Here is a 19,953-nt window from a genome sequence, read left to right on the forward strand (position 1 = left end):
CGCGGCTCGTAGGGTGAAGCGCATGACCGCAGCTGGCGAGGATCTCCGTTCGTACGCACCGATCGGGGACGGCCGTACCGTCGCCCTCATCGGCCTCCGAGGCCAGGTCGACTGGTTGCCGATCCCCGACCTCGGCTCCATGCCGGTGTTCGCCCGGCTGCTCGACGACGACTCCGGCGGGTGCATCGAGCTCGAGCCGGTCGGCGAGTACACCGTCACGCGGCGCTACGTGTCCGGCACCAACGTGCTGCGCACGACCTTCACGACCGAGCACGGGCGTGCGACGATCACGGACGCGCTCGTAACCGGCATCGCGGGTCGCCTGCCCTGGGCCGAACTCGCGCGCCGGATCGACGGAGTGTCCGGCAGCGTCGAGTTCACCTGGCGCGTCCGGCCCGGGACGGCGCTGGGGACGGCCTCGCCCTGGATCGAGGACAGCACGCGCGGCCCCATCATCCGCTCCGGCGCGACGACGATCGCGGTCGTCGGTGACGAGTACGGGCCGGAGGCGGTCGAGGTCGACGGGGCCATGCCGACGGAGCTCTCCGGTCGCTTCACGACGACCGAGAAGTCCCGTCACCTGCTGATCATCGTCGCCACCCACGGTGAGCCGATCCATCTGCCGGTCCCCGCGAACGTCGACGTGGGCATCGATCGGACGATCGACAACTGGCGCGCCTGGTCCCGGGCCTTCTCCTACGAAGGCCCCTGGGCGAATCAGGTGCAGCGGAGTGCGCTCGCGCTCAAACTCCTCATCTTCAGCCCCACGGGTGCCATCGCGGCCGCGGCGACCACCTCGCTGCCGGAGAACCCGCGCGGGGCCAAGAACTGGGACTACCGCTTCGCCTGGGTGCGCGACCTCGCGTACACCGCGCACGCGCTCGTCCGCTTCGGTCTCCGCGAGGAGACGCACGCCGCCGTGTCGTGGCTGCTGCGCACCATCCGCGAGAACGGGCCGGAGCTGCACATCTTCTACGGACTCGAGGGCGGCGTGCCCGACGGCGTCGTCGAGCACGACGTCGCAGGCTGGCGCGGCATCGGTCCGGTGGTCAGCGGGAACCCGGCCCAGGGGCAGTTGCAGCTCGGCGTCTACGGCGACCTCTTCGCGATCTGCCGCACCTACGTCGACGCCGGCAACGTGCTCGATGTGGAGACCGGCCGACTCCTCGCCGAGGTAGCCGATCGCACCTGCGACCTGTGGCGGAACCGCGACGCCGGCATGTGGGAGCTGCCCCAGGAGGAGCACTACGTCTCGTCCAAGATGGGCTGCTGGCAGGCGCTCGGCGACGCGGTGCACCTGGCGGAGCTCGGGCAGGTCGCCGGCAGCGCCGACCGCTGGCGCACCGAGCAGACCCGCATCCGGGAATGGATCGACGAGCACGGGTGGAACGAGGAGCGCGGGGCGTACGTCATGTTCCCCGGGAGCGACGACCTCGACGCCTCGGTGCTGCTGCACGCGATGAGCGGGTTCGACCGCGGTGACCGGATGTCCTCGACGATCGACGCCCTGACCGCCGAACTCGGCGAGGGGGCGCTGCTGTACCGGTACTCGGGCGTGCAGCAGGAGGAGTACACCTTCGTCGCCTGTGCGTTCTGGCGGGCCTCCGCGCTCGCCTGCGTCGGTCGTCACGACGAGGCGATCGCGGCCATGGACGAGCTCGTCGGCATGACCAACGACGTCGGGATCCTCGCCGAGATGATCGACCCGGCCGACGGTGCGCACTGGGGCAACCTGCCGCAGGCGCTGAGCCACCTCGCGCTCATCAACGCGGCGCTCACGATCAAGGAACTCACCGAGGAGGACTGAGCTCTTTGGTCCCTGAGCCTGTCGAAGGGCACGCACGCGGGTACCCGCCCGATGCTGGGAAAGCAAGCCCCGCGGGGACACCCGCTGCGGTCCGTACCGTGGAGGCGATGGATGTTCAGCCACAGGTCTTCCGAGACACCCCCGCGATCCTCGTCGAGAGCATCTGGTGGGACGCGCGCACCGACGAGGTCGTGTGGGTGGACATCACTGCGGGCACCCTGCACCGCGGCCCGATCGACGGCGCCGTCGACGGTCGCGACGACCGCGTCACTGAACTCCCACCGCCGCTGAGCGCCGTGCAGCCGCGTGCCGCGGGCGGGTACATCGCCGCTCTCGGTGACCGCATCGTCACCCTCGACGACGACGGGCTCATCGCCGAGACCCTGGCGAAGCTCGCCCACGCCCACGCGGGCCTCCGCAGCAACGAGGCGAAGGTCGACCCGTTCGGCCGGCTCCTCGTCGGCTCCATGAACGTCACCACCGGCGAACCGAACGCCGCCCTGTACCTGCTCGACGACACCGGACTCCGCACGCTCCTCGGCGGCTTCGGCGTCACCAACGGCTTCGAGTGGTCCGACGACGGTCGCACCGTGTACGTGACCGACACCACCGTGAAGACGGTCTACCGGGCGAGCACGGGAGAAGACGGCCGACTCGGGCCGCTGGAGCCCTTCCTCGTCGGCTACGACTCCGACGGCCTCGCGCTCGACACCGACGGTCGATTCTGGAACGGCGTCAACGGCGGTGGTCGCGTGCTCCGGTGGAGCCCGGACGGCATCGTCGAGGACGAGTTGAGCGTGCCGGCCCCGGGCGTCACCTCGGTGGCTTTCGGCGGGCCCGAGCTCACGACGCTCTTCGTCGGGACAGCCCGTGAGAACCTCACCGAGGCGGACCTCGTGGAAGCACCACTCAGCGGCGGCATCTTCCGATTCGACGGACTCGCGACCGGCCGACCCGTCAATTCATACGGACGCCGATCGACCTCGGTGCCCGACCCGGCGACCGACCTCAGCTGACCTGAACCCTTCCGACCTGTCCGACCACGACCGAACACTGAACGAAAGGACCATCACCATGGCCAACGACCAGTACACCTTCACCGACCCGGCGAAGCTCTACGCCCACATCACCGCCGAGAAGCAGCACCAGCCCGAGCCCGGCCTCGACGCGAAGCTCGACCCGAAGGCCGACCTCGGCGAGGAGAGCTACCGCGGCTCGGGCCGCCTCACCGGCCGGAAGGCGCTCATCACCGGCGGTGACTCCGGTATCGGTGCCGCCACCGCGATCGCCTTCGCCCGCGAGGGTGCCTCCGTCGCCCTGTCCTATCTCCCGGAGGAGGAAGAGGACGCGCAGCGCATCGCCGGCATCGTCCGCGAGGCCGGCGCCATCGTCCTCACCCTGCCGGGCGACCTGCGGGACCCGTCCTACTGCCGCGACCTCGTCGCGCAGACGGTCGAGGGCCTCGGCGGACTCGACATCCTCGTGAACAACGGCGGCAAGCAGATGTTCAACGAGGACCTCACCACCCTCACGGACGAGCAGTTCGACGACACCTTCAAGACCAACGTCTACGCGATGTTCTGGCTCTCGAAGGCCGCCCTCCCGCACCTCCCGGCAGGCGCGTCGATCATCAACACGACGTCGATCCAGGCGTACTCGCCCTCCGATATCCTCGTGGACTACGCGTCGACCAAGGCGACCATCAACGCCTTCACGAAGGCGCTGGCGCAGCAGCTCGCGCCCAAGGGCATCCGCGTCAACGCGGTCGCGCCCGGCCCGATCTGGACGCCGCTCCAGGTGTCGGACGGACAGCCGCAGGACAAGATCGCCGAGTTCGGCGAGGACACCCCGCTCGGCCGCATGGGCCAGCCGGCCGAGCTCGCGCCCGCCTACGTGTTCCTCGCGTCGGCGGAGTCGTCCTACGTCCTCGGTGAGACCCTGAACGTCAACGGCGGCATGCCCACCCCGTAACCCGTCCCACCCCACAACAGCCCGCGAACTGTCAGTTCCGGCTAGTCAGACGCCGTCCGACTAGCCGTTTCTGACAGTTCGCGGGCTGTTTGGGTCAGTCGGAGCGGTCTGCCGCACGTCGGACGCGACGGCCCTCGAGCGCGTCCTTCGCGTCGCGGTCGGCGAGCGCCTTGATCGCGGCGTCCGATCGCAAGGGCAGCTGCAGCTCCTGCTCCGCGGCGACGCCCGAGGCCAGCTGACGGCCGCGCTGGATCTCGATGTCGAGCTGTGCGCCGAACAGCAGTGCGAGGTTCGCGATCCAGATCCACAGCAGGAAGATGATGATGCCGGCGAGCGAGCCGTAGGTGGCGTCGTAGTTGCTGAAGTTGGCGATGTAAAAGCCGAACCCGACCGAAGCGATGAGCAGGATCAGGAGTGCGGTGAGCGCACCGATGCTGATCCAACGGAACTTCTCCGGCTTGATGTTCGGCGTCGCGGAGTACAGCACGGCGATGACGAAGACGAGCGCGACGGCCATGACCGGCCACTTCGCGATCGACCAGACCGTGAGGCCCGTCTCGCCGAGACCGACCGCCTGTCCGATGGCCTGGGCGACCGGGCCGGACACGATGAGTGCGAGGGCGATCACTGAGATGACGAGCAGGACGACGAGGGTCACGCCGAGCTGCGTCGGACGCAGGGACCAGATCTTGCGACCCTCCTCGACCCCGTACATGCGGTTGAGCGCGCGACCGAAGCCGCCCACGTAGCCGGACGCCGACCACACGGCACCGCCGATACCGACGATGAGCGCGAAGCCGATCGCGGGTGACTCGACGAACTGGTTCACCGCGTCGGTCAGGAAGCCGAGGCTGTCGCCCGGTGCGAGGTTGCCGACGATCTCGAGGAGGGCGTCGGTGCCGTTGCGGCTCTGTCCGAAGAGGCCGAGGATCGAGACGAGTGCGAGGACGGCCGGGAACAGCGACAGGATCGCGAAGTAGGTGAGCCCCGCGGCGAGGTCGGTGCACTGGTTCGAGGTGAAGGAGTGCAGCGTCCGCTTCAGGACGTAGCCCCAGGGGACGGGGACGCGCTGGGGGTTCATCGTCTCTTCCGCGTGGTCCGCATCGCGGTTCCGCGGATCGTCTGGAGTGCTGCGCTCGACGCGGTCCTCCTTGGCGGATTCAGACACGGTGCCCTCGGTTCGCACGCCACAGCAGGACGCCGGCGCCGACGACCGCGACCGAGGCGACGACGATGGCGGTGGTGCGCAGGTGGTATGCCACAGCGGTGCGGACGTCGAACTTCTGGAAGAGGAGGTCGAGCGTCTGCGCGAGGTGTTCGCGCGTCTGTTCGACGTCGAGCTGCAGGGTGTTCAGCCCGGCGCCCTCGGGGGGAGTGGGGCGGGCGAGATCCTGGTCGCTCATGCTGCGGCCTCCTTGGTGTCGTGCTTCGAGTCGTGCTGCTGGTGCTCGGCGAGGTGGTCGCCGGTGAGGGCTTCGACGCTGCGCTCGGGGACGGGCTTCGCGCCGGCCTTGAGCTTCTTGACGCCGACGAGCGCCAGGATCCCGGCGACGAGGATGAGGACGACGCCGACGATGAGGGCGGCGAGCCAGGCGGGGAGCACGGTGGCGAGGCCGAGGACGGCGGCCGCGATGAGCGTGCCGAAGCCGAAGAGCACGAGTACGAGGGCGACGACGAGCATGCCCGCGCCGATCCCGAGATCCTTGGCCTTCTTCGTCATCTCCGCCTTGAACAGGGCGATCTCGCCGGTGACGAGGCGGACGACGTCCTCGCGGAGGTCGGTGAGGAGGGTCTTCATGGGAGGAAGTCCGCGGCGACTCCGTCTGCGGTCGGCCGCGCTGCTGGCATCGGTCATGTGAGCACTCTTCTCGTTGTGGTCCTCCAGCCCACACCCCTCGCGCGCGCGAGACAAGGGCTTGACAGGCGTGTCGGCCGATCATGGAATACCCCGGTCTCAAATTGGTTACATCTACAAGTAAATGGGGTAGCCTGTACCGACCCCATCACCCGATCGGAGACCGAATGTCCGCTGTGCTCGACGAGCGTCTGCTCGCCCCGGAGACGTCGATGGGCGCGGTCACGCTCCGCGTCGGCGACCTCGACCTCATGTCCGGCTACTACACCAACGCCTTCGCGATGGAGCCGCTCGAGGAGCGCAGCCGCGACCGCGAGGTGCACCGGGTGCTCGGTCGTGGCGACACCCCGCTCGTGCGACTCGTGCACACGCCCGACCTGCCGGCCGTCGACCGGCGGCAGGCCGGTCTGTTCCACACCGCGTTCCTGTTCGAGGACGAGTCGAGTCTCTCGGCGACGGTCTATCGGGCGGCGCAGGACCCCCGCGGACAGTTCGTCGGGTCGAGCGACCACTTCGTGAGCGAGGCGTTCTACTTCACCGACCCGGAGGGGAACGGCGTCGAGCTGTACACGGACCGCCCGCGCAGCAGCTGGGTTCGCTCGGGCGACCAGATCGCCATGACCACCACCTACCTCGACCCGAACGCCTACCTGCAGCGGCACCTCACGGAGGACGCCCTCGGCACGGGGCCGTCGTTGGCCGGTGCCGTCGGGCACGTGCACCTGCAGGTCGGCGACCTCGCGACCGCTCGCGCCTTCTACGTCGACGCCCTCGGATTCGAGACGACGCAGACCGAGTACCCCGGCGCGATCTTCGCCTCCGCCGGCGGGTACCACCACCACATCGCGATGAACGTCTGGAACAGCCAGGGCGCCGGTCCTCGCGCGGCCGCCCTCGGTCTCGGCGACGTGTCGATCACCGTCCCCGACCTCGCGAACCTCGATACGCTGGCCGCGAGGCTGCGCGCCCGCACGATCCCCTTCGCCGCGGACGGTCGTTCCGTGACCGTCTCCGACCCGTGGGGGACCCGCGTCACCGTGGCCCTGCCCGACCTGTCGACCGAGGAGCTGCTGTCCCGATGACCACCGCACTGCGCGACGTCCGTTCCGCCGACTGGGCCGACGCCGTGGCGGGCGCGCCCGCCGTCGCGGTGCTCCTCCACGGCTACGGCTCCAACGAGCATGACCTCACCGGACTCGTCGACCCGCTCGCACTGGAGATGCCCTGGGTGTCGCTGCGCGCGCCGCTCGAGATGGGCCACGGCGGGGCGGCCTGGTTCGAGATCACGACGCCGGGCAACCCGGACCCGGAGCCGATCGCCCGCGCAACGGACGCCGTCTGGAGCTGGATCGACGAGCACGTGCGGGCCGAGGCTCGGATCGTGCCCATCGGCTTCTCGCAGGGCGGCTTCATGGCCTCGCAGCTGCTGCGCACGCGGCCAGAGCGGGTCGTGGCGCCGGTGATCATCGCCGGATTCGTGCTGAGTGCGCCGCAGTCCGGCGACGAGGTGCTGGCCGCGACGAGGCCTGCGGTGTTCTGGGGGCGCGGGCTCGAGGACCGCGTCATCGCCGCGCCGGCCGTCGCGCGCACCGCGGCCTGGTTGCCGCTCCACACCACCCTCACCGAGCGCACCTATCCGGGGCTGGCCCACGGGATCCACCAGGCCGAGATCGACGACGTCCGCGCCTTCCTCGGCGAGCACGTCGGCTGATCGCTCAGTCCCTCGGCTCCGCGGGTGACACCACCTGCGGTCGCACGTGTTCGTAGACGACGCTCGTGCGGACGTCGGCGACCTCCTCGCGCTCCGTGAGCTTGTCGATGACGAATGCGTACAGGGCGTCGTTGTCGGCGACGGCGACCTGGAGCAGGAAGTCCTCGTTCCCGGAGACGACGAACACACCGATGGTCTCGGGGAGGGTGATCGCCCAGCTGCGGAACGCGTCGATGTTGACGCGCGACGGCGGTCGGATCCGGATCGCGATGAGCGCCTGGACCGAGCGACCGAGCGACGGCAGATCGACGTCGAGTCGCGCGCCGCGGATGACGCCGCGGCGGTACAGGCCACGGGTTCGGTCGAGCGCGGTGGTGGGCGAGACGCCGACCGCGGCAGCGATGTCCCGGTTGGTGCGCCGGGCGTCGCGCTGGAGTTCACGCAGGATCGCCGTATCAAGTTCGTCCATGCGGTCGATTGTGCCAGTTCGGCCGGACGATGTACGGGGTTGAAATCGTTGTGATGTCGCTCGACATAGCCTGAGGATTGATTCACGTACGACATCAGGGAGAGACATGACGGAAGAACAGCTCGTCGGCTTTGCGCCGGAGGAGATCGACACGGCGGCGCCCACCCGGTCCGCCCGGCTGAAGTGGGTCGTCGTCGTGCAGCAGGACCTCCCCGCCGGTCGAGCCGTGAATGCGGCGGCCTGCGTCGCTGCGGCGATCGGAGCACGGGTGCAGGGACTCCTCGGGCCGGACGCCGTCGACGCCGACGGTTCGGCTCATCCCGGACTGCCGTGGGCCGGGTGCAGTGTGTTGACCGCTCCGGCCGAGCAACTGGCGGCGATCCGGGCCAAGGCGGCGGGCTCGGACGGCGTGCTCGTCGTCGACATGCCGGAGGCTGCCCAGCTCACCCGGGTCTACGACGAGTACCTCGAGGCGGTGGCGGCGACCGCGCCGGACGCACTCGCACCGCTGGCCGTCGCCCTGGTCGGGCCGCGCAACCGGGTGGACCGGATCGTCGGCAGGCTCCCGCTCCTCGCCTGAGCGCAAGCCCCGCCTCGAGGGACGGCGGTGGCCCGGCTGCTGGTTAGGGTTGACGGATGCGCTCCACCACCACGGCCGCCCGAACGGCCTCAGCGCCGGGGATCGTCACCACCAGCCGCGTGGTGTACTCCCTCATCGCCGCGATCATCGCGATCTCGCTCGTCATCCAGATCGTCCTCGTCATCACCGGCGGCGCCGACGCCCGCTCGGGTGGCGTGGACATGTCCGTCGGGCTCGCGACCCGCTTCGCACGCATCTTCAGTGCGTTCACGATCCTCAGCAACCTCATCGTGCTCACGGTGTCCGTCCTGCTGGCGATCGACCCGCTCCGTGACGGCCGGCTCTGGCGGGTGGCTCGGCTCGACGCCCTGCTCAGCATCGTCATCACCGGCATCGTCTACGCGGTGGTGCTGGCGCCGCAGGTGAACCTCACGGGGTGGGCGCTCGTCATCACGATCGGGTTCCACTACCTGTCCCCGTGGCTCACGCTCGGTGCCTGGCTCGTCTTCGGTCCGCGTCCGCGCTTCACCTGGAGCACCGTCGCCTGGGCGTTCCTCTGGCCGCTCGCCTGGGTCGTCTTCACCTTCATCCGTGGCGGCATCACCGGCTGGTACCCCTACCCTTTCCTCGATGCGACGCAGCTCGGCTTCGACGGCGCCGTCCGGAACGCGCTCCTGGTACTCGTCGTCGCGATCGTGTTCGCCGTGCTGCTCAAGCTCGTCGATCGGGTGCTGCCCGCCGCGCTCCGCCGCTGAGGTGAGGTGCCTGGTCGCCCGGCAGCGTTCCGGGCGACCATCTGCCTCACTTCGTGGCCGTGTCAGGATGGGGCATGCCCGTCGTCGAATCCCGCTGCACCGTGCCCGTCCCGCCCGACGTCGCGTTCGCGATCTCCCAGACCACGGGCGAGACCCGGATGCGCTGGGATCCGTTCATCCGGCGGCAGTACTTCCTCGACGGTGCGAAGGAAGCCGCCAAGGGCGTCCGAACCTTCACCGTCCAGCGGTTCGGGTTCCGGATGGTCAGCGAGTACGTCTCGTACCACCCGCCGACCAACGTCGGCATGAAGATGACGAAGGGCTCATGGTTCTTCGAGCGGCTCGCCGGCGGCTGGCGCTTCAGTCCGGTGGACGGCGACGACCAGCGCACCCTCGCCGTCTGGCGCTACAACTTCACGTGCAAGCCGCGGTGGCTGGCACCGATCGCCGAGCGCATCGGTGTGATCGTCCTGCAGCGCGACATCGACCGCCGCATCCGAGGCTTCGCGCGCGGCTGCGAGGACCCCGTGGTGCTCGCCGCGGTCGCTGCAGCGGACTGATCCGGCACTCAGCGGGCGAGGAACGAGCCGATCCCGAACCGGGCGGTCACGCCGGGGCTGAAGAGCACCGAGTCGGGCTCGTGCTCGACGACACCCGGGAGGCCCGCCGCCGCGCAGAGCTCGTCGCGCAATGAGACGACGTGAGCCGGGTGCAACACCCAGGGTTCGTGCTCGTTCGGCAACCACTGCGTCCGACCGAAGCGGCTCTGGAAGAGGCCCCACCGCGCCGTCAGGAACTGTGACAGCTCGTCGTCGACGGTTCTCGTCCGGTCGACGTCGACGCCGAGCTGGAAACCCGGACCTCGGGTCGTCGGCGACACGGTGATCCGCCGCGACGCGTACTCCCAGCCGTCGTCCGTCGGCCGTTGCGCGGTCCGCGCCCACTGGTAGGGCAGGCCGAACATCGCGCGGGCAGCGAGGACCGCCGGTAGGCTCGACGCTTCGAGTGACCGGAACACGACGCCGCGACGCCCCTCGGCGTCGACCCCGTACAGCCGGACGTTCACCTCGGTGAAGGATCCGCCGATGGGCGACGGCGGCAGTGGGCCGATGCGCGCGTCGCCCAGCTGGAAGGCGATGAGTCCGACCCACGTGGAGCCGTCAAAGACGTCGGGGACCACCCCGGGTGGCAGCAGTGGCGCGACGGCGCTCGCCGGGACGCGCCAGTGCACGAACGCCAGGTCCCGCCACTCCTGCGCGGCGACAACCGGGCCGGACAGGGCCGGTGCGCTCGAGGCGATCGGCCTGGGCTCGCCACTCATGCCAGGTGCTCGTACTCGGGCAGCTCGATCTTGTCGGCCGGTGGGGAGAACAGCTGCGCACCGACGAGCTTCGCGGGCTTCGACCCGGCCACGCGGAGTGCGGTGCGGAAGGCCGTGACGCCGGCCTTCGAGGTCGGATTGGCGAGCTGCGGCGTACCCGGCGGCAGCGACTGGGCCTGCTCGACGTAGGGGCGCATGATCCGTTCGTACCCGCGGAAGGCGTCCCGGTGGTGCACGTGCGCCGCCAGCTCACCGGCCAGCACGTAGGCGCCGACGATCGACAGGCTCGTCCCCATACCGCTGACGGGCGACGCGCACCAGGCCGCGTCACCGAGCAGCGCGACCCGTCCGGATGCCCAGCGGGGCGTCCTGACCTGGCCGATGGACTCGTAGTAGACGTCGTCGCTGTCGTCGAGATGCTCGAGGATCCGGTTCGCCTGCCAGGGGAGTCCGACGAACCGGTTCCTGAGATGCCGTCGCTGCGCGTCGAGGTCGCGGCGCGCGGGGACGACGCCGTCGCCGCGGTCGGACGTGACCTCCGTCAACACCGCGCGGGTGGTGCCGTGCCGGTCGGGTCGGAGCGTGACGCTGCGGCCACCGACGCCCGAGTACCACTGCCACCACGGCACGTCGGCGTCGTCGCGCGGGATGGTGAGGTACGTCATCTCCAGGCCGAGGGACCGGGTCACCGCCTCGCCGGGGAAGGCCAGCTCACGGGTCGACGATCGGATGCCGTCCGCCGCGATCACGAGGTCGAACGCCTCATCCTCGCCGTGTGCGAAGGACACGAGGACCCGTTCGCCGTCGTCGTCGAGTCCGGTGATGTGGTCGCCGTACCGATAGGTGGTGGTGCCGTCCGTCGCGTCGATGAAGATGCTGGCCAGGTCACCTCGGAGGATCTCGACCTCGGCGGTCGCGCCGTCGGTCTCGGAGTCCGACACCGGGAACTCGGCGATCGTCTCTCCGGCGTCACCGACGAACCGGGTGCCGCGCTCGCCGGTGGTCGCCTCACGTGCCGCGTCCTCGAGGCCCGCGCGTCGCAGGACCTCGCGAGCGGCGCCCCGCACGTCGATGTTCTGGCCGCCGTCGCGGAACGCCGGCGCGCGCTCGACGACCGTCGTCTCCCAGCCGTAGCGGTTCAGCCAGAACGCCAGGCCGGGGCCGGCGATGCTGGCTCCGGAGATGAGGACGCGGGGAACGGTCATGGTGGTGCCACCTCTCGGGGAGCGTGGGACTGTCGCTCCGGTCGTCCCCATCCTCGCGCCCGGCGGTGGGAATCCAGCACGGTTGACAGGGACGGCGCCGTCTCTGTCCGGCGCTTGTACGCTTGGGGCATGTCGAGGATCGAACGGAAACGCCGCCACCGCAAGGTCCGCGTCGACCGCGTCTACGACGGCGACGTCTACGTCCGGGTCAACTCCGTCGGATCCGCCGGTGACCGGTCGTTCATCCTCATCCCGGGCATCGGCGTCTCCTCGACCTACTTCGAGCGCCTCGCGCCGCACCTCAACGAGTTCGGGCCGGTGCACGCGCTCGACCTCCCCGGCTTCGGCGGGGTGCCGCACCCCTCGTCGACGCTCACGATCCGCGAGTACGCGGACCTCGTCGGCCGGGTCATCGACGAGCTCGATCTCAAGGACCCGATCATCGTCGGCCACTCGATGGGCAGCCAGGTGGTCAGCGACCTCGTCTCGCGTCGCCCGGAGCTGTCCACCCTCATCCTCATCGGGCCAGTCGTCGTGCCTGGTCAGCGGCGGGTGCTCACCCAGGCGGTCCGGTTCCTGCAGTCGAGCTGGCACGAACCGCTGACGGTGAAGGTGCTGGCCGTCAGCGCCTACGTCTTCTGTGGCTTCAAGTGGTTCTCGCGGGTCCTGCCGGAGATGCTGACCTACCCCATCGAGGAGGCCCTGCCCAAGGTGCAGGCGCACACGCTCGTCATCCGTGGCGAGTACGACGCCGTCGCGCCGCGTGAGTGGGTGGAGCGGGTAGGCGAACTCCTGCCCTCCTCACGTCTCTGGGAGATCCCCGGCGCGGCGCACTCCGTCATGTACGCGCACGCCGAGGAGGTCGCCAAACTCTGCGTCGACCACGCCAGGCGCACGGTGGCAGACGGCGACGACGACCGACTCCGGGTCTACCCCGAGGACTCGGACGGGAGCGATGACACGGAACCGGAGGCTCCGCAGCCGAAGGCGGTCATCCAGGCCATCGGAGGCCGGATCGAGGAGACGATCGGGATCGTCACCGACGACGACGACCGCGTGGCCGAGGGGAAGTCGCAGGTGGCCGACGCGGTCGCCTCCATCGACCACGACTGAGCGCCCGCTGAGATGCGGCGGACCGTCGCTCAGCCTCGGGCCCGGCGACGAACCGCTTCACCTCACCGTGTCGGCTCGCCTGGCCAGGATCGCCCCGTGCGGTCGCTGATCGAGGCTCGTCCTCGTGTGCGTCTCGATGACCTCGAAGCCCGCCCGGCGCACGTGCTCGGCCAACTCCGTGATCGGCCAACGATAGGCCCTCACCACGGCGTGATCGAACGCCTCGACCGTCGGCCCCTCGAAGCAGCCGATCAGCAACTCGCCTCCCGGCCGGAGCACGCGAGCGAACTCCGCAAGCGCGGCGTCGATCGTGTCAGGACGGTGGTGGATCAGCGAGTACCACGAGAGCACCCCGCCCACCGAGCCGGTCTCCGCGTCGAGGGTGTCGAGGCTGCCGAGATCGAACCGGATCTCCTGGTGCTCGGCGCGTGCAGCTGCGATGAAATCGGGGACCAGATCGATGCCGCGGATGTCGAGCCCGCGCGAGGCGAGGTACGCCGTCCAGTGCCCCGGGCCGCAGCCGGCGTCCAGCGCGGGACCGGCGATCCGGTCGGCCCACGCGGTCACGAGCTGCCGATCCGACGGGTGCACCGAGGTCATCGTCCCGAGCAGCTTCGCGTACTCGGCGGATCGTCGGGCGTAGGCGTCTCGGACGGTGCTCATGGCTCCACCGTAGCGAGCACGCGGCACGGTTCGTCGACGGGATGGAGGGGCCGCGCTCGCGGTTTCACCACCCAACTGTTATGGTGTTTATAAACAGATGGAGGTGCCATGGGCGTCGTGATCTCGAACAGTTCGGGAACACCGATCTACGAGCAGATCGAGACCCAGTTGCGTGCGTCGATCCTCGCCGGGGAGATCCCCGTCGGGCAGACGCTCCCGTCCTTGCGGCAGTTCGCGGCGGATCTCCGGGTGAGCGTGATCACCGTCACCCGGGCGTACAACGATCTCGTCGCCGAGGGCCTGGTGCGGAGCGAGCACGGACGGGGATTCGTCGTGCTCGACGTCGACCCCGACACGGCGACCGCCCTCCTGCAGTCGCGGGTCGACGAGGTCATCAGCGAACTCGTCGTCGCGGCTCGGCACGCGCGCCTCAGCAGGACCGACATCCAGACACGACTCGAACAGAGGTGGAATACCGATGACTGACAGCATCCTTCGCATCGACGGATTGCGCGTCCAGCGGCGATCGTTCGCCGTCGACGATGTCTCCTTCACGGTCGAACGCGGCACCGTCACAGGCCTCGTCGGACCCAACGGAGCAGGCAAGACCACGACCATCCGGGCCCTGCTGGGCCTGCTGACCCCCGATGCCGGCGAGATCGACGTCCTCGGTCAGCCGGCGGGTGCCCCGAGTGCGCTCGCCCGTATCGGCGTCGTCCTCGACCAACCGACCGCGGCTCCGGAATGGCGGGTCGCATCGATCGGTCGACGGCTCAGTCCGTTCTATCCGGCGTGGGACCAGCAGCGGTTCGAGGGGTTGCTCGACCGCCTCGGCGTGCCGCGTGAGCAGCGGGTCAGCGAGCTGTCCCGTGGCCAGGGCGTGAAGCTGTCGCTGTCGACGGCGCTCGCGCAGCAGCCGGAGCTCCTCATCCTCGACGAGCCGTCCAGCGGCCTCGACCCGGCCTCCCGCCGCGAGATCGGGGACCTGATCCGCGAGTTCATGGTCGACCCCGCGCATGCGGTGCTCTTCTCGACGCACATCACGACGGATCTCGACGAGCTCGCCGACGACCTGCTCGTGCTCGTGAACGGCCGGGTCGCCTACGACGGGCGGTTCGCGGACACCGTCGACGAGTTCGCGATGGTCCGTGGTGCGGGAGCGCCGCCGACCGGCGAAGTGCTCGGGCTCGAGCGGCGCGGGGAGCAGTGGTCCGCACTCATCCGCACGACGCAGATGGCGGACTTCGGACCCGAGACCGTGATCGACGCCGCGAGCGTCGACGACATCGTCATCCACCTGGCAGCAGCACACGGAAAGGCTTCCGCATGATCGCCTCATTCATCCGCTTCGACCTGACCTCCTGGCTGCCGCGGCGGCAGACGCTCCTCCTGCTCGCGTTCGTCGCCGTGATCGGCATCCTGCTCCCCGTCCCGGGGATGGCCCTGATGGGTGCGGCGATGGTCACCTCGCTCATGATCGCGGCGCCGTTCCTCGGCGACGAGCGTGGGCGGCTCGACACCCTCTACGGCATCCTGCCGCTCTCGCGCTCCTCGGTCGTCGTGGGGCGGGCGGGCTCCATCGTCGTCTTCGCCCTGCTCGCGTCGGCCATCGCCCTCGCCGTCACCGTCCTCATGGCCACGGTGCGCGGTGGTTCGCTGGACTGGGGCCTGCTCCTCGTGATCGAGGCCATCGCGATCGCCTTCGTCGGACTGTCGGCCAGCATCCAGTTGCCCGTCCTGTTCCGGATCGGGTACACGCGCGGCCGGCTGATCAGCTACGCCCCGGTTCTGGTCATCGCCGGCCTCGCCTGGCTCGCGCAAGCGATCGGTGTGCTGGACGGCGCGCAGGAGGCCGTCACCGGGGTCCCGCTCCCGCTCGCGGTCGGCCTCGGGCTCGCGCTCGGTGCCGTCGGGATCGTCGGGATCGTCGTCGGCGTCCTTCTCGCGGTGCCGCTGTACCGCAAGCGCGAACTCTGAGCGGCGCCGGCCCCCTCCCGGGCGTTCCCGGCGTCAGAGCGACGCCAGGAACGCCCGGATGTCGTCCGCGAGGAGCTCGGGCTCCTCGTGCGGCGCGAAATGGCCGCCTCGGGGCATCGTCGTGAACCGTCGCACGTCGTAGCTCCGCTCGGCCCAGCTGCGCGGCGGGCTCGCCAGGTCGTGTGGGAAGAGCGCGACCGCGGTCGGCACCTCGACCCGGTCGACACGCGTCGTGATCCCGGTCGCGGACTCGTAGTACGGGCGGAGCGAGGTGCCGATCGCGTTCGTGAACCAGTAGACGGAGGCGAGCGTCGCGAGGTACTCGTCGCTGAACCGGGATGAGACGTCGCCGTCGCAATCGCTCCAGGCTCGATGCTTCTCGAGGATCCACGAGAGCAGACCGACGGGGGAGTCGGTCAGCGCGGGAGCGAGCGTGAGCGGACGGGTGTGGTGCTGATGCTCGTACGCGCCCTCCGCGGCGTCCCAGGCAGCGACCCGGGCGAGATGCGCCCGCTCCTCCTCGGTGAGCGTCTCGGCGTCGACCTCGCGCGGCGCCGCGACGGCGAGGAGGTGGATGCCGGCGACCGCCTCGGGATGCGCGTGCGCCAGCCGAGAGGTGATCCCCGCCCCGAGATCACCCCCGTGGGCGGCGTACCGGGCGAACCCGAGGTGGTCGTGCATCAGCGTGTGCCACAGCTCGTGCGTCTGGTCGCCGAAGGTCGGTCGCTGCGGCGAGAAGGGCAGCCCGGGCAGCGCGGGCACGATGACGGTGACGGCGCTCGCCGGGTCTCCGCCGAACTGGGACGGCGCCGCGAGGCGCCTCGCGAGGCCGACCAGTTCGAGCGCGGTGCTCGGCCACCCGTTCGTGAGGACGAGGGGGATGCCGCCCGGAGTCTCGGCATCGAACCGGAGGTACGTGATGGTGGCCCCGTCGACGTCGACGTCGGCCCGGTGCCACGGCAGGGCGTTGATCTCCCGTTGCTGCGTCGCCCAGTCGAAGTCGTCCGCCCAGTAGGTGACGAGCCGTCGCAGCTCGTCCTGGTCGGTGCCGGCCTCCCAGCCGGCGGTCGGCCACCGCTCGGGCCAGCGGGTGTCGTGGAGCCTGCGCCGGAGGTCGGCGAGGTCGTCGTCGCTGACGTCCATGACCGTCCGGCCCGCTGACGACCGGGTCACCTGGTAGCGGCGTTCGATGCCCCCGGTCACACGTCCCCACTCGCTGGACGCGACGCGGGTCTGGTGAGCTGCGAACGACTCGTCGTCCTCGAAGACCTCGGCGACGTCCCAGACGAGCGGGTCGTCCGTCGGTGTCACGTCGAACGACACGCACCCCGGTTCGGCGCGGGTGAGAGCGACATGCTCCGGCAGATGTGTCGCGACGATCGTGGCTTCGGCCGCCGTCGTGCAGATCAGTTGTCCGTTCAGATGCACCGTGGTCATGGTCTCACCGTAGCGAGGGTCGGTCCTCCGGCTGCTTCGTTCCGAGCTCCGCGCCGCGCTTCCAGAGCCACTCGACGGGGCCGAGTGTGAACCGCCGGAGCCAGAGGTGGGCGAAGCCGGTCACCAGCGCGGCGATGACGACGAACGCGGCGACCGTGGCGGGGACGCGCCACGGGGCGGTGAGTTCCGCCAGCCCGAAGCCCCAGCCGTAGAAGAGCGCGCCGCCGAGGAGGTTCTGCAGGAGGTACGCGCTCAAGGCGACCTTGCCGAGCTCGCGCAGGCGCGCGGCGATCCAGCCGTCGGTGCCGAAGCGGCGACAGAGCTCGACGGTGGCGCCGAGGATGCCGAGCGCCACGAGGGGCGCGGCCAGGTAGCGTTCGGCGAGGAGCCCCGCGGTGCCGCCGGCGATCCCCATCAGCAGGTCGACCGGGAGCGCGCAGGCCCCGATGATCATCAGGCGGCGTCGGAGTCGACCACCGGTCTCGCCGAAGACCCCGGCTTGGAAGAGGTGTGCGCCGGCGAGGAACATCGCGAGCGTGAGGAACCCGATCAGCACAGGCTCCGCGCGGAAGGTCGCGACGTTCTCGAGCCGGAAGACCGCCAGGCCGAGGAACGAGTCAGTGGCGTAGGGGCTCGGTCCGGCGGGGAGGGGGAGGTCGCCCGACACCGCCGGCGTCGTGGCGATGAACGCGACGATCGCGCTGATGAGGAGGACGTGCAGCGCGCCGAAGACGGCGATCATGGCGCGCTGGGCGCGGGGTCTCGTGAGCAGAAGCCAGGCGACGATGGCGCCGGTGAGCGCATAGCCCATGAGGACGTCGAACTCCGCGATGAGGACGTAGTTCACGGCGCCGTCGACGAGGAGCAGGGTGGCGCGCCAGAGGTAGCGGCCCGGCCAGCGCTGCTCGCGTCGGCGTGCGGTGGCGTACTGGATCGCGAGTCCCGCGCCGAACATCAGGGTCAGCAGGGCGAGGAACTTGCCCTGCGTGAGTGCCATGAGGGCGAGCTGGATCGTGCCCGCCGCGGGGCTGGTCTCCGGCGTCACCGGAGCCGAGAGCATCCCGAGCAGGCCCCAGGGATGCGAGAACACCCAGATGTTGGTGCCGAGCGTGCCGAGGATGGCGAGCCCGCGGACGACGTCGAGTGCGGCGATGCGTCGAGAGGGCGACGGCGGCAATACGCTCGTATTGGTCATGTCAAGACCGTACCCTGTCGAGTGGGCGATGGCGAAAGTGGAGGCGATGACCGAGCAGGACACGAGCAGGGATCGGATCCTCGATGCACTGCTGCGGATCATGGCGTCGCGCGGTGCCGATGCGCTGACCATCCGCACGGTCGCGGGCGAGGCCGGTGTCTCCGTCGGCGCGGTGCAGCATCACTTCCCGACGAAGGACCGGCTGGTCGTCGCGGCGATGACCGAGGTCAACGAGCGGTTCCGACGCCGTGTGGCAGGGCGCCTCGAGGCGGCGCGCTCGGAGGAGGAGCGACTTCGGATCTTCTGTCGTGAGATCGCCTGCATCGAGGGTGACGACCTGACCGACGGGATCGTCTGGGTCGCCTTCGCCGCGCGGGCGAGCACCGAGACCGAGGTGCGAGCGATCCACGCCGTCGACTGGGCCCGCACCGAGGAGGTCCTCCTGCGGCTGCTCGTCGCAGCGTTCCCTGACGACGGCCTGGCCGCGGACGATGCGGCGCTCCTGCTCGCGGTCCTCGACGGCATCGCGGTCGCGCGAGCGGCGGAGCAGTCGGACCGGATGACGCCGGAGCGTGCCGAACGGCTGATCGACGCGACGCTGCGCGGGCTGCGCCGAGCGGGCTGAACCTCTCGGGTCCGGCTCAGTCGACGTCGAGTTCGAGTTCGACGAGATAGCCGACCAGCCGGGGCTCGACCTCGCCCGGTGGTGGGACGGTCCCGAGCGCTGCATGCGCTTCGGCTTCCGCGTCCGCGGCCGCCTGTTCCGCTGCTCGTGCTGCTGACCGAGCTCGTGCTGCCGACCGGGCGTCGTCGCCATCGACTGCGCGCCGGGGCGGGATCCGAGGCGTCTCCTCCACGACGGGCGGCCCTGGCACGGTTTCATGGTGCCTCACGAACGCGGAGTGCGGCACGCCGATGTACACGCCGCTGCCTGGGGGACCGATCAGTCGCCTCGCCGCAGGCAGAGCTCCGAGTGGCAACGGAGGGCGTTCGGTGTGGACGAGGCGCGAGAGCACGGACACCGTCGACAGCCTCGACAGTGTGCCCGACAGTTGCTCCGGAGCTGGGCCCTCCTCGTGGTGCATCTCGACACCGTCGATCCGCGCCGTGAGATCGGCCCCGATCTCATCGGTCAGCCAGGTCCGCTGTCCATCGTCGACGGGCCACACCGAGAAGGTCACCCGTTGGCCGGTTTCCAAAGGCCCGCCGCAACAATCCCACTCCCAGGGGCTGAGCCAGAGCGTCCGCCGGATCATCCATGCTGACTCGGGGTTGGCAGGTCGCAGGCGCGGCACCAGCTCCATCGTGGGTGCGTTCAGGACGCGGAGGGCGATCGCGTCGCCAGGCATCGGTACGCGACCGAGCTCCGTGAGCCCCCAGCTGCGGTACATCGCTGCCGCGTCGGTCGCGCGCTCGTAGACGCCGATGAAGGTCTGTGTCTCGGAGCGGTCCTGCAGCAGCGCGGCCAGGCAGCCGCGGGCGATCCCACGTCCGCGCTGGTCCTCCGAGACGGCGAGTTCGTGGACGACCACGGCGTCAGATGGTCGAGCGAGGGCGGCCGACGCCGCGCTGCCGGAGTCGGCCAGCTGCGCCAGGATGCCGAGCCAGGCCGGGTCGGCGTCGAGGCCATGGGCGAGCGCGAAGCCCACGATCCGGCTGTCGACCGTGGCGATGACGAGGCGTCCGCCGCGGTGGCCGAGATGCTCCGGGCCCCACTGCCGGATGGTCGCGAGGTCGATCGCGTCCTCGTTGTAGGGCTCGGCGGTGAACGCGGCGACGAACAGCCGCGTCACCTCACCCCACACGCCGTCGGGTGCGGATCCGGTGAAGGAGGTGTAGCCGACCGGGCTCATCATCCAGCCAGCATAGGGAACTGGGCGGAGGATCGAGCCCG

23 protein-coding genes are annotated in these 19,953 nt (G+C 70.1%); 13 read left to right on the forward strand and 10 right to left on the reverse strand.

The genetic code is table 11. The features are described 5' to 3' along the window. Nucleotides 1-22: 22 nt before the first annotated feature. From QRN19_RS00365 to QRN19_RS00375, 3 genes are all read left to right on the forward strand, one after another. The gene (locus QRN19_RS00365; protein ID WP_285024550.1) at nucleotides 23-1,807 is read left to right on the forward strand and encodes a glycoside hydrolase family 15 protein; all 1,785 of its coding nucleotides are present in this window, start codon (nucleotides 23-25) and stop codon (nucleotides 1,805-1,807) included. Nucleotides 1,808-1,914: 107 nt separating this feature from the next. After that, on the forward strand, nucleotides 1,915-2,823 hold the full coding sequence (locus tag QRN19_RS00370; protein ID WP_285024551.1) for an SMP-30/gluconolactonase/LRE family protein: 909 nt from the start codon (nucleotides 1,915-1,917) through the stop codon (nucleotides 2,821-2,823). Between the two features lie 58 nt (nucleotides 2,824-2,881). Beyond that, entirely contained in the window at nucleotides 2,882-3,778 is an 897-nt protein-coding gene (locus tag QRN19_RS00375; RefSeq protein ID WP_285024552.1) for an SDR family oxidoreductase, read from the forward strand. Between the two features lie 94 nt (nucleotides 3,779-3,872). Here QRN19_RS00375 and QRN19_RS00380 read toward each other — a convergent pair whose 3' ends face one another. From QRN19_RS00380 to QRN19_RS00390, 3 genes are read right to left on the reverse strand one after another with little or no spacing between them, the layout of a single operon-like run. Then, the gene (locus tag QRN19_RS00380; protein WP_285024553.1) at nucleotides 3,873-4,946 is read right to left on the reverse strand and encodes a YihY/virulence factor BrkB family protein; all 1,074 of its coding nucleotides are present in this window, start codon (nucleotides 4,944-4,946) and stop codon (nucleotides 3,873-3,875) included. Continuing rightward, a complete protein-coding gene (locus QRN19_RS00385) occupies nucleotides 4,939-5,181 on the reverse strand; it encodes a DUF3618 domain-containing protein (protein WP_064297084.1) in 243 nt (80 codons plus the stop codon). Before QRN19_RS00385 ends, QRN19_RS00380 begins: the two co-directional genes overlap by 8 nt. Further along, the gene (locus QRN19_RS00390; protein WP_071261765.1) at nucleotides 5,178-5,633 is read right to left on the reverse strand and encodes a phage holin family protein; all 456 of its coding nucleotides are present in this window, start codon (nucleotides 5,631-5,633) and stop codon (nucleotides 5,178-5,180) included. Before QRN19_RS00390 ends, QRN19_RS00385 begins: the two co-directional genes overlap by 4 nt. A gap of 167 nt (nucleotides 5,634-5,800) precedes the next feature. On the opposite strand from QRN19_RS00390, the gene QRN19_RS00395 reads away from it, so the two are divergent. Further along, entirely contained in the window at nucleotides 5,801-6,715 is a 915-nt protein-coding gene (locus QRN19_RS00395) for a VOC family protein (protein WP_285024554.1), read from the forward strand. Further along, nucleotides 6,712-7,344: an alpha/beta hydrolase gene (locus QRN19_RS00400; protein WP_285024555.1), complete on the forward strand. Its 633-nt coding sequence runs from the start codon at nucleotides 6,712-6,714 to the stop codon at nucleotides 7,342-7,344. The genes QRN19_RS00395 and QRN19_RS00400 overlap by 4 nt, the downstream gene beginning before the upstream one ends. 4 nt (nucleotides 7,345-7,348) lie before the next feature. On the opposite strand, the gene QRN19_RS00405 is transcribed toward QRN19_RS00400, so the two are convergent. Then, nucleotides 7,349-7,813: an Lrp/AsnC family transcriptional regulator gene (locus tag QRN19_RS00405; protein WP_285024556.1), complete on the reverse strand. Its 465-nt coding sequence runs from the start codon at nucleotides 7,811-7,813 to the stop codon at nucleotides 7,349-7,351. A gap of 106 nt (nucleotides 7,814-7,919) precedes the next feature. Here QRN19_RS00405 and QRN19_RS00410 point away from each other — a divergent pair, with 106 nt between their 5' ends. From QRN19_RS00410 to QRN19_RS00420, 3 genes are all read left to right on the forward strand, one after another. Beyond that, nucleotides 7,920-8,393, forward strand: coding sequence for a DUF2000 domain-containing protein (locus QRN19_RS00410; protein WP_285024558.1), 474 nt, complete (start codon nucleotides 7,920-7,922; stop codon nucleotides 8,391-8,393). A gap of 56 nt (nucleotides 8,394-8,449) precedes the next feature. Next, nucleotides 8,450-9,148 carry a Pr6Pr family membrane protein gene (locus tag QRN19_RS00415; RefSeq protein WP_285024559.1) on the forward strand — a complete coding sequence of 233 codons (699 nt, stop codon included), beginning with the start codon at nucleotides 8,450-8,452 and terminating at the stop codon, nucleotides 9,146-9,148. A 74-nt stretch (nucleotides 9,149-9,222) separates the two neighbouring features. Then, nucleotides 9,223-9,708 (forward strand): SRPBCC family protein, encoded by a 486-nt coding sequence (locus tag QRN19_RS00420; RefSeq protein WP_285024560.1) that lies wholly within the window; start codon nucleotides 9,223-9,225, stop codon nucleotides 9,706-9,708. Between the two features lie 8 nt (nucleotides 9,709-9,716). Here QRN19_RS00420 and QRN19_RS00425 read toward each other — a convergent pair whose 3' ends face one another. Next, nucleotides 9,717-10,469, reverse strand: coding sequence for a YqjF family protein (locus tag QRN19_RS00425; RefSeq protein WP_285024561.1), 753 nt, complete (start codon nucleotides 10,467-10,469; stop codon nucleotides 9,717-9,719). Beyond that, on the reverse strand, nucleotides 10,466-11,674 hold the full coding sequence (locus QRN19_RS00430) for an FAD-dependent monooxygenase (protein ID WP_285024562.1): 1,209 nt from the start codon (nucleotides 11,672-11,674) through the stop codon (nucleotides 10,466-10,468). Before QRN19_RS00430 ends, QRN19_RS00425 begins: the two co-directional genes overlap by 4 nt. 129 nt (nucleotides 11,675-11,803) lie before the next feature. Between QRN19_RS00430 and QRN19_RS00435 the strand changes: the two genes are divergently transcribed. After that, on the forward strand, nucleotides 11,804-12,787 hold the full coding sequence (locus QRN19_RS00435) for an alpha/beta fold hydrolase (protein ID WP_285024563.1): 984 nt from the start codon (nucleotides 11,804-11,806) through the stop codon (nucleotides 12,785-12,787). A gap of 57 nt (nucleotides 12,788-12,844) precedes the next feature. Here QRN19_RS00435 and QRN19_RS00440 read toward each other — a convergent pair whose 3' ends face one another. Continuing rightward, nucleotides 12,845-13,450, reverse strand: a complete 606-nt coding sequence (locus QRN19_RS00440) for a class I SAM-dependent methyltransferase (protein WP_285024564.1) — start codon at nucleotides 13,448-13,450, stop codon at nucleotides 12,845-12,847. 108 nt (nucleotides 13,451-13,558) lie between these two features. Here QRN19_RS00440 and QRN19_RS00445 point away from each other — a divergent pair, with 108 nt between their 5' ends. From QRN19_RS00445 to QRN19_RS00455, 3 genes are read left to right on the forward strand one after another with little or no spacing between them, the layout of a single operon-like run. Then, entirely contained in the window at nucleotides 13,559-13,936 is a 378-nt protein-coding gene (locus tag QRN19_RS00445) for a GntR family transcriptional regulator (protein WP_285024565.1), read from the forward strand. After that, the gene (locus QRN19_RS00450; RefSeq protein ID WP_285024566.1) at nucleotides 13,929-14,780 is read left to right on the forward strand and encodes an ABC transporter ATP-binding protein; all 852 of its coding nucleotides are present in this window, start codon (nucleotides 13,929-13,931) and stop codon (nucleotides 14,778-14,780) included. The genes QRN19_RS00445 and QRN19_RS00450 overlap by 8 nt, the downstream gene beginning before the upstream one ends. Next, nucleotides 14,777-15,427 carry an ABC-2 transporter permease gene (locus QRN19_RS00455; RefSeq protein WP_285024567.1) on the forward strand — a complete coding sequence of 217 codons (651 nt, stop codon included), beginning with the start codon at nucleotides 14,777-14,779 and terminating at the stop codon, nucleotides 15,425-15,427. Before QRN19_RS00450 ends, QRN19_RS00455 begins: the two co-directional genes overlap by 4 nt. Nucleotides 15,428-15,460: 33 nt before the next feature. Here QRN19_RS00455 and QRN19_RS00460 read toward each other — a convergent pair whose 3' ends face one another. Next, on the reverse strand, nucleotides 15,461-16,864 hold the full coding sequence (locus tag QRN19_RS00460) for an epoxide hydrolase N-terminal domain-containing protein (RefSeq protein WP_285024569.1): 1,404 nt from the start codon (nucleotides 16,862-16,864) through the stop codon (nucleotides 15,461-15,463). A 4-nt stretch (nucleotides 16,865-16,868) separates the two neighbouring features. Next, on the reverse strand, nucleotides 16,869-18,059 hold the full coding sequence (locus QRN19_RS00465; protein ID WP_285024570.1) for a DUF418 domain-containing protein: 1,191 nt from the start codon (nucleotides 18,057-18,059) through the stop codon (nucleotides 16,869-16,871). On the opposite strand from QRN19_RS00465, the gene QRN19_RS00470 reads away from it, so the two are divergent. Then, nucleotides 18,058-18,684 (forward strand): TetR/AcrR family transcriptional regulator, encoded by a 627-nt coding sequence (locus QRN19_RS00470; RefSeq protein WP_285024571.1) that lies wholly within the window; start codon nucleotides 18,058-18,060, stop codon nucleotides 18,682-18,684. The genes QRN19_RS00465 and QRN19_RS00470 overlap by 2 nt on opposite strands. A 16-nt stretch (nucleotides 18,685-18,700) precedes the next feature. Here QRN19_RS00470 and QRN19_RS00475 read toward each other — a convergent pair whose 3' ends face one another. After that, entirely contained in the window at nucleotides 18,701-19,915 is a 1,215-nt protein-coding gene (locus tag QRN19_RS00475; protein ID WP_285024572.1) for a GNAT family N-acetyltransferase, read from the reverse strand. Nucleotides 19,916-19,953: the final 38 nt, after the last annotated feature.

The organism is Plantibacter sp. ME-Dv--P-122b (genome assembly GCF_030209375.1).
In the GTDB taxonomy this organism is placed as follows: domain Bacteria; phylum Actinomycetota; class Actinomycetes; order Actinomycetales; family Microbacteriaceae; genus Plantibacter.

Coding starts and splice junctions, on each gene's coding strand:
- QRN19_RS00455 (WP_285024567.1), top strand. CDS start 14,777: ATGATCGCCTCATTCATCCGCTTCGACCTGACCTCCTGGCTGCCGCGG.
- QRN19_RS00465 (WP_285024570.1), bottom strand. CDS start 18,059: ATGACCAATACGAGCGTATTGCCGCCGTCGCCCTCTCGACGCATCGCC.
- QRN19_RS00475 (WP_285024572.1), bottom strand. CDS start 19,915: ATGATGAGCCCGGTCGGCTACACCTCCTTCACCGGATCCGCACCCGAC.
- QRN19_RS00375 (WP_285024552.1), top strand. CDS start 2,882: ATGGCCAACGACCAGTACACCTTCACCGACCCGGCGAAGCTCTACGCC.
- QRN19_RS00410 (WP_285024558.1), top strand. CDS start 7,920: ATGACGGAAGAACAGCTCGTCGGCTTTGCGCCGGAGGAGATCGACACG.
- QRN19_RS00390 (WP_071261765.1), bottom strand. CDS start 5,633: ATGACCGATGCCAGCAGCGCGGCCGACCGCAGACGGAGTCGCCGCGGA.
- QRN19_RS00445 (WP_285024565.1), top strand. CDS start 13,559: ATGGGCGTCGTGATCTCGAACAGTTCGGGAACACCGATCTACGAGCAG.
- QRN19_RS00460 (WP_285024569.1), bottom strand. CDS start 16,864: ATGACCACGGTGCATCTGAACGGACAACTGATCTGCACGACGGCGGCC.
- QRN19_RS00365 (WP_285024550.1), top strand. CDS start 23: ATGACCGCAGCTGGCGAGGATCTCCGTTCGTACGCACCGATCGGGGAC.
- QRN19_RS00405 (WP_285024556.1), bottom strand. CDS start 7,813: ATGGACGAACTTGATACGGCGATCCTGCGTGAACTCCAGCGCGACGCC.
- QRN19_RS00385 (WP_064297084.1), bottom strand. CDS start 5,181: ATGAGCGACCAGGATCTCGCCCGCCCCACTCCCCCCGAGGGCGCCGGG.
- QRN19_RS00470 (WP_285024571.1), top strand. CDS start 18,058: ATGTCAAGACCGTACCCTGTCGAGTGGGCGATGGCGAAAGTGGAGGCG.
- QRN19_RS00425 (WP_285024561.1), bottom strand. CDS start 10,469: ATGAGTGGCGAGCCCAGGCCGATCGCCTCGAGCGCACCGGCCCTGTCC.
- QRN19_RS00400 (WP_285024555.1), top strand. CDS start 6,712: ATGACCACCGCACTGCGCGACGTCCGTTCCGCCGACTGGGCCGACGCC.
- QRN19_RS00370 (WP_285024551.1), top strand. CDS start 1,915: ATGGATGTTCAGCCACAGGTCTTCCGAGACACCCCCGCGATCCTCGTC.
- QRN19_RS00420 (WP_285024560.1), top strand. CDS start 9,223: ATGCCCGTCGTCGAATCCCGCTGCACCGTGCCCGTCCCGCCCGACGTC.
- QRN19_RS00395 (WP_285024554.1), top strand. CDS start 5,801: ATGTCCGCTGTGCTCGACGAGCGTCTGCTCGCCCCGGAGACGTCGATG.
- QRN19_RS00450 (WP_285024566.1), top strand. CDS start 13,929: ATGACTGACAGCATCCTTCGCATCGACGGATTGCGCGTCCAGCGGCGA.
- QRN19_RS00415 (WP_285024559.1), top strand. CDS start 8,450: ATGCGCTCCACCACCACGGCCGCCCGAACGGCCTCAGCGCCGGGGATC.
- QRN19_RS00440 (WP_285024564.1), bottom strand. CDS start 13,450: ATGAGCACCGTCCGAGACGCCTACGCCCGACGATCCGCCGAGTACGCG.
- QRN19_RS00430 (WP_285024562.1), bottom strand. CDS start 11,674: ATGACCGTTCCCCGCGTCCTCATCTCCGGAGCCAGCATCGCCGGCCCC.
- QRN19_RS00435 (WP_285024563.1), top strand. CDS start 11,804: ATGTCGAGGATCGAACGGAAACGCCGCCACCGCAAGGTCCGCGTCGAC.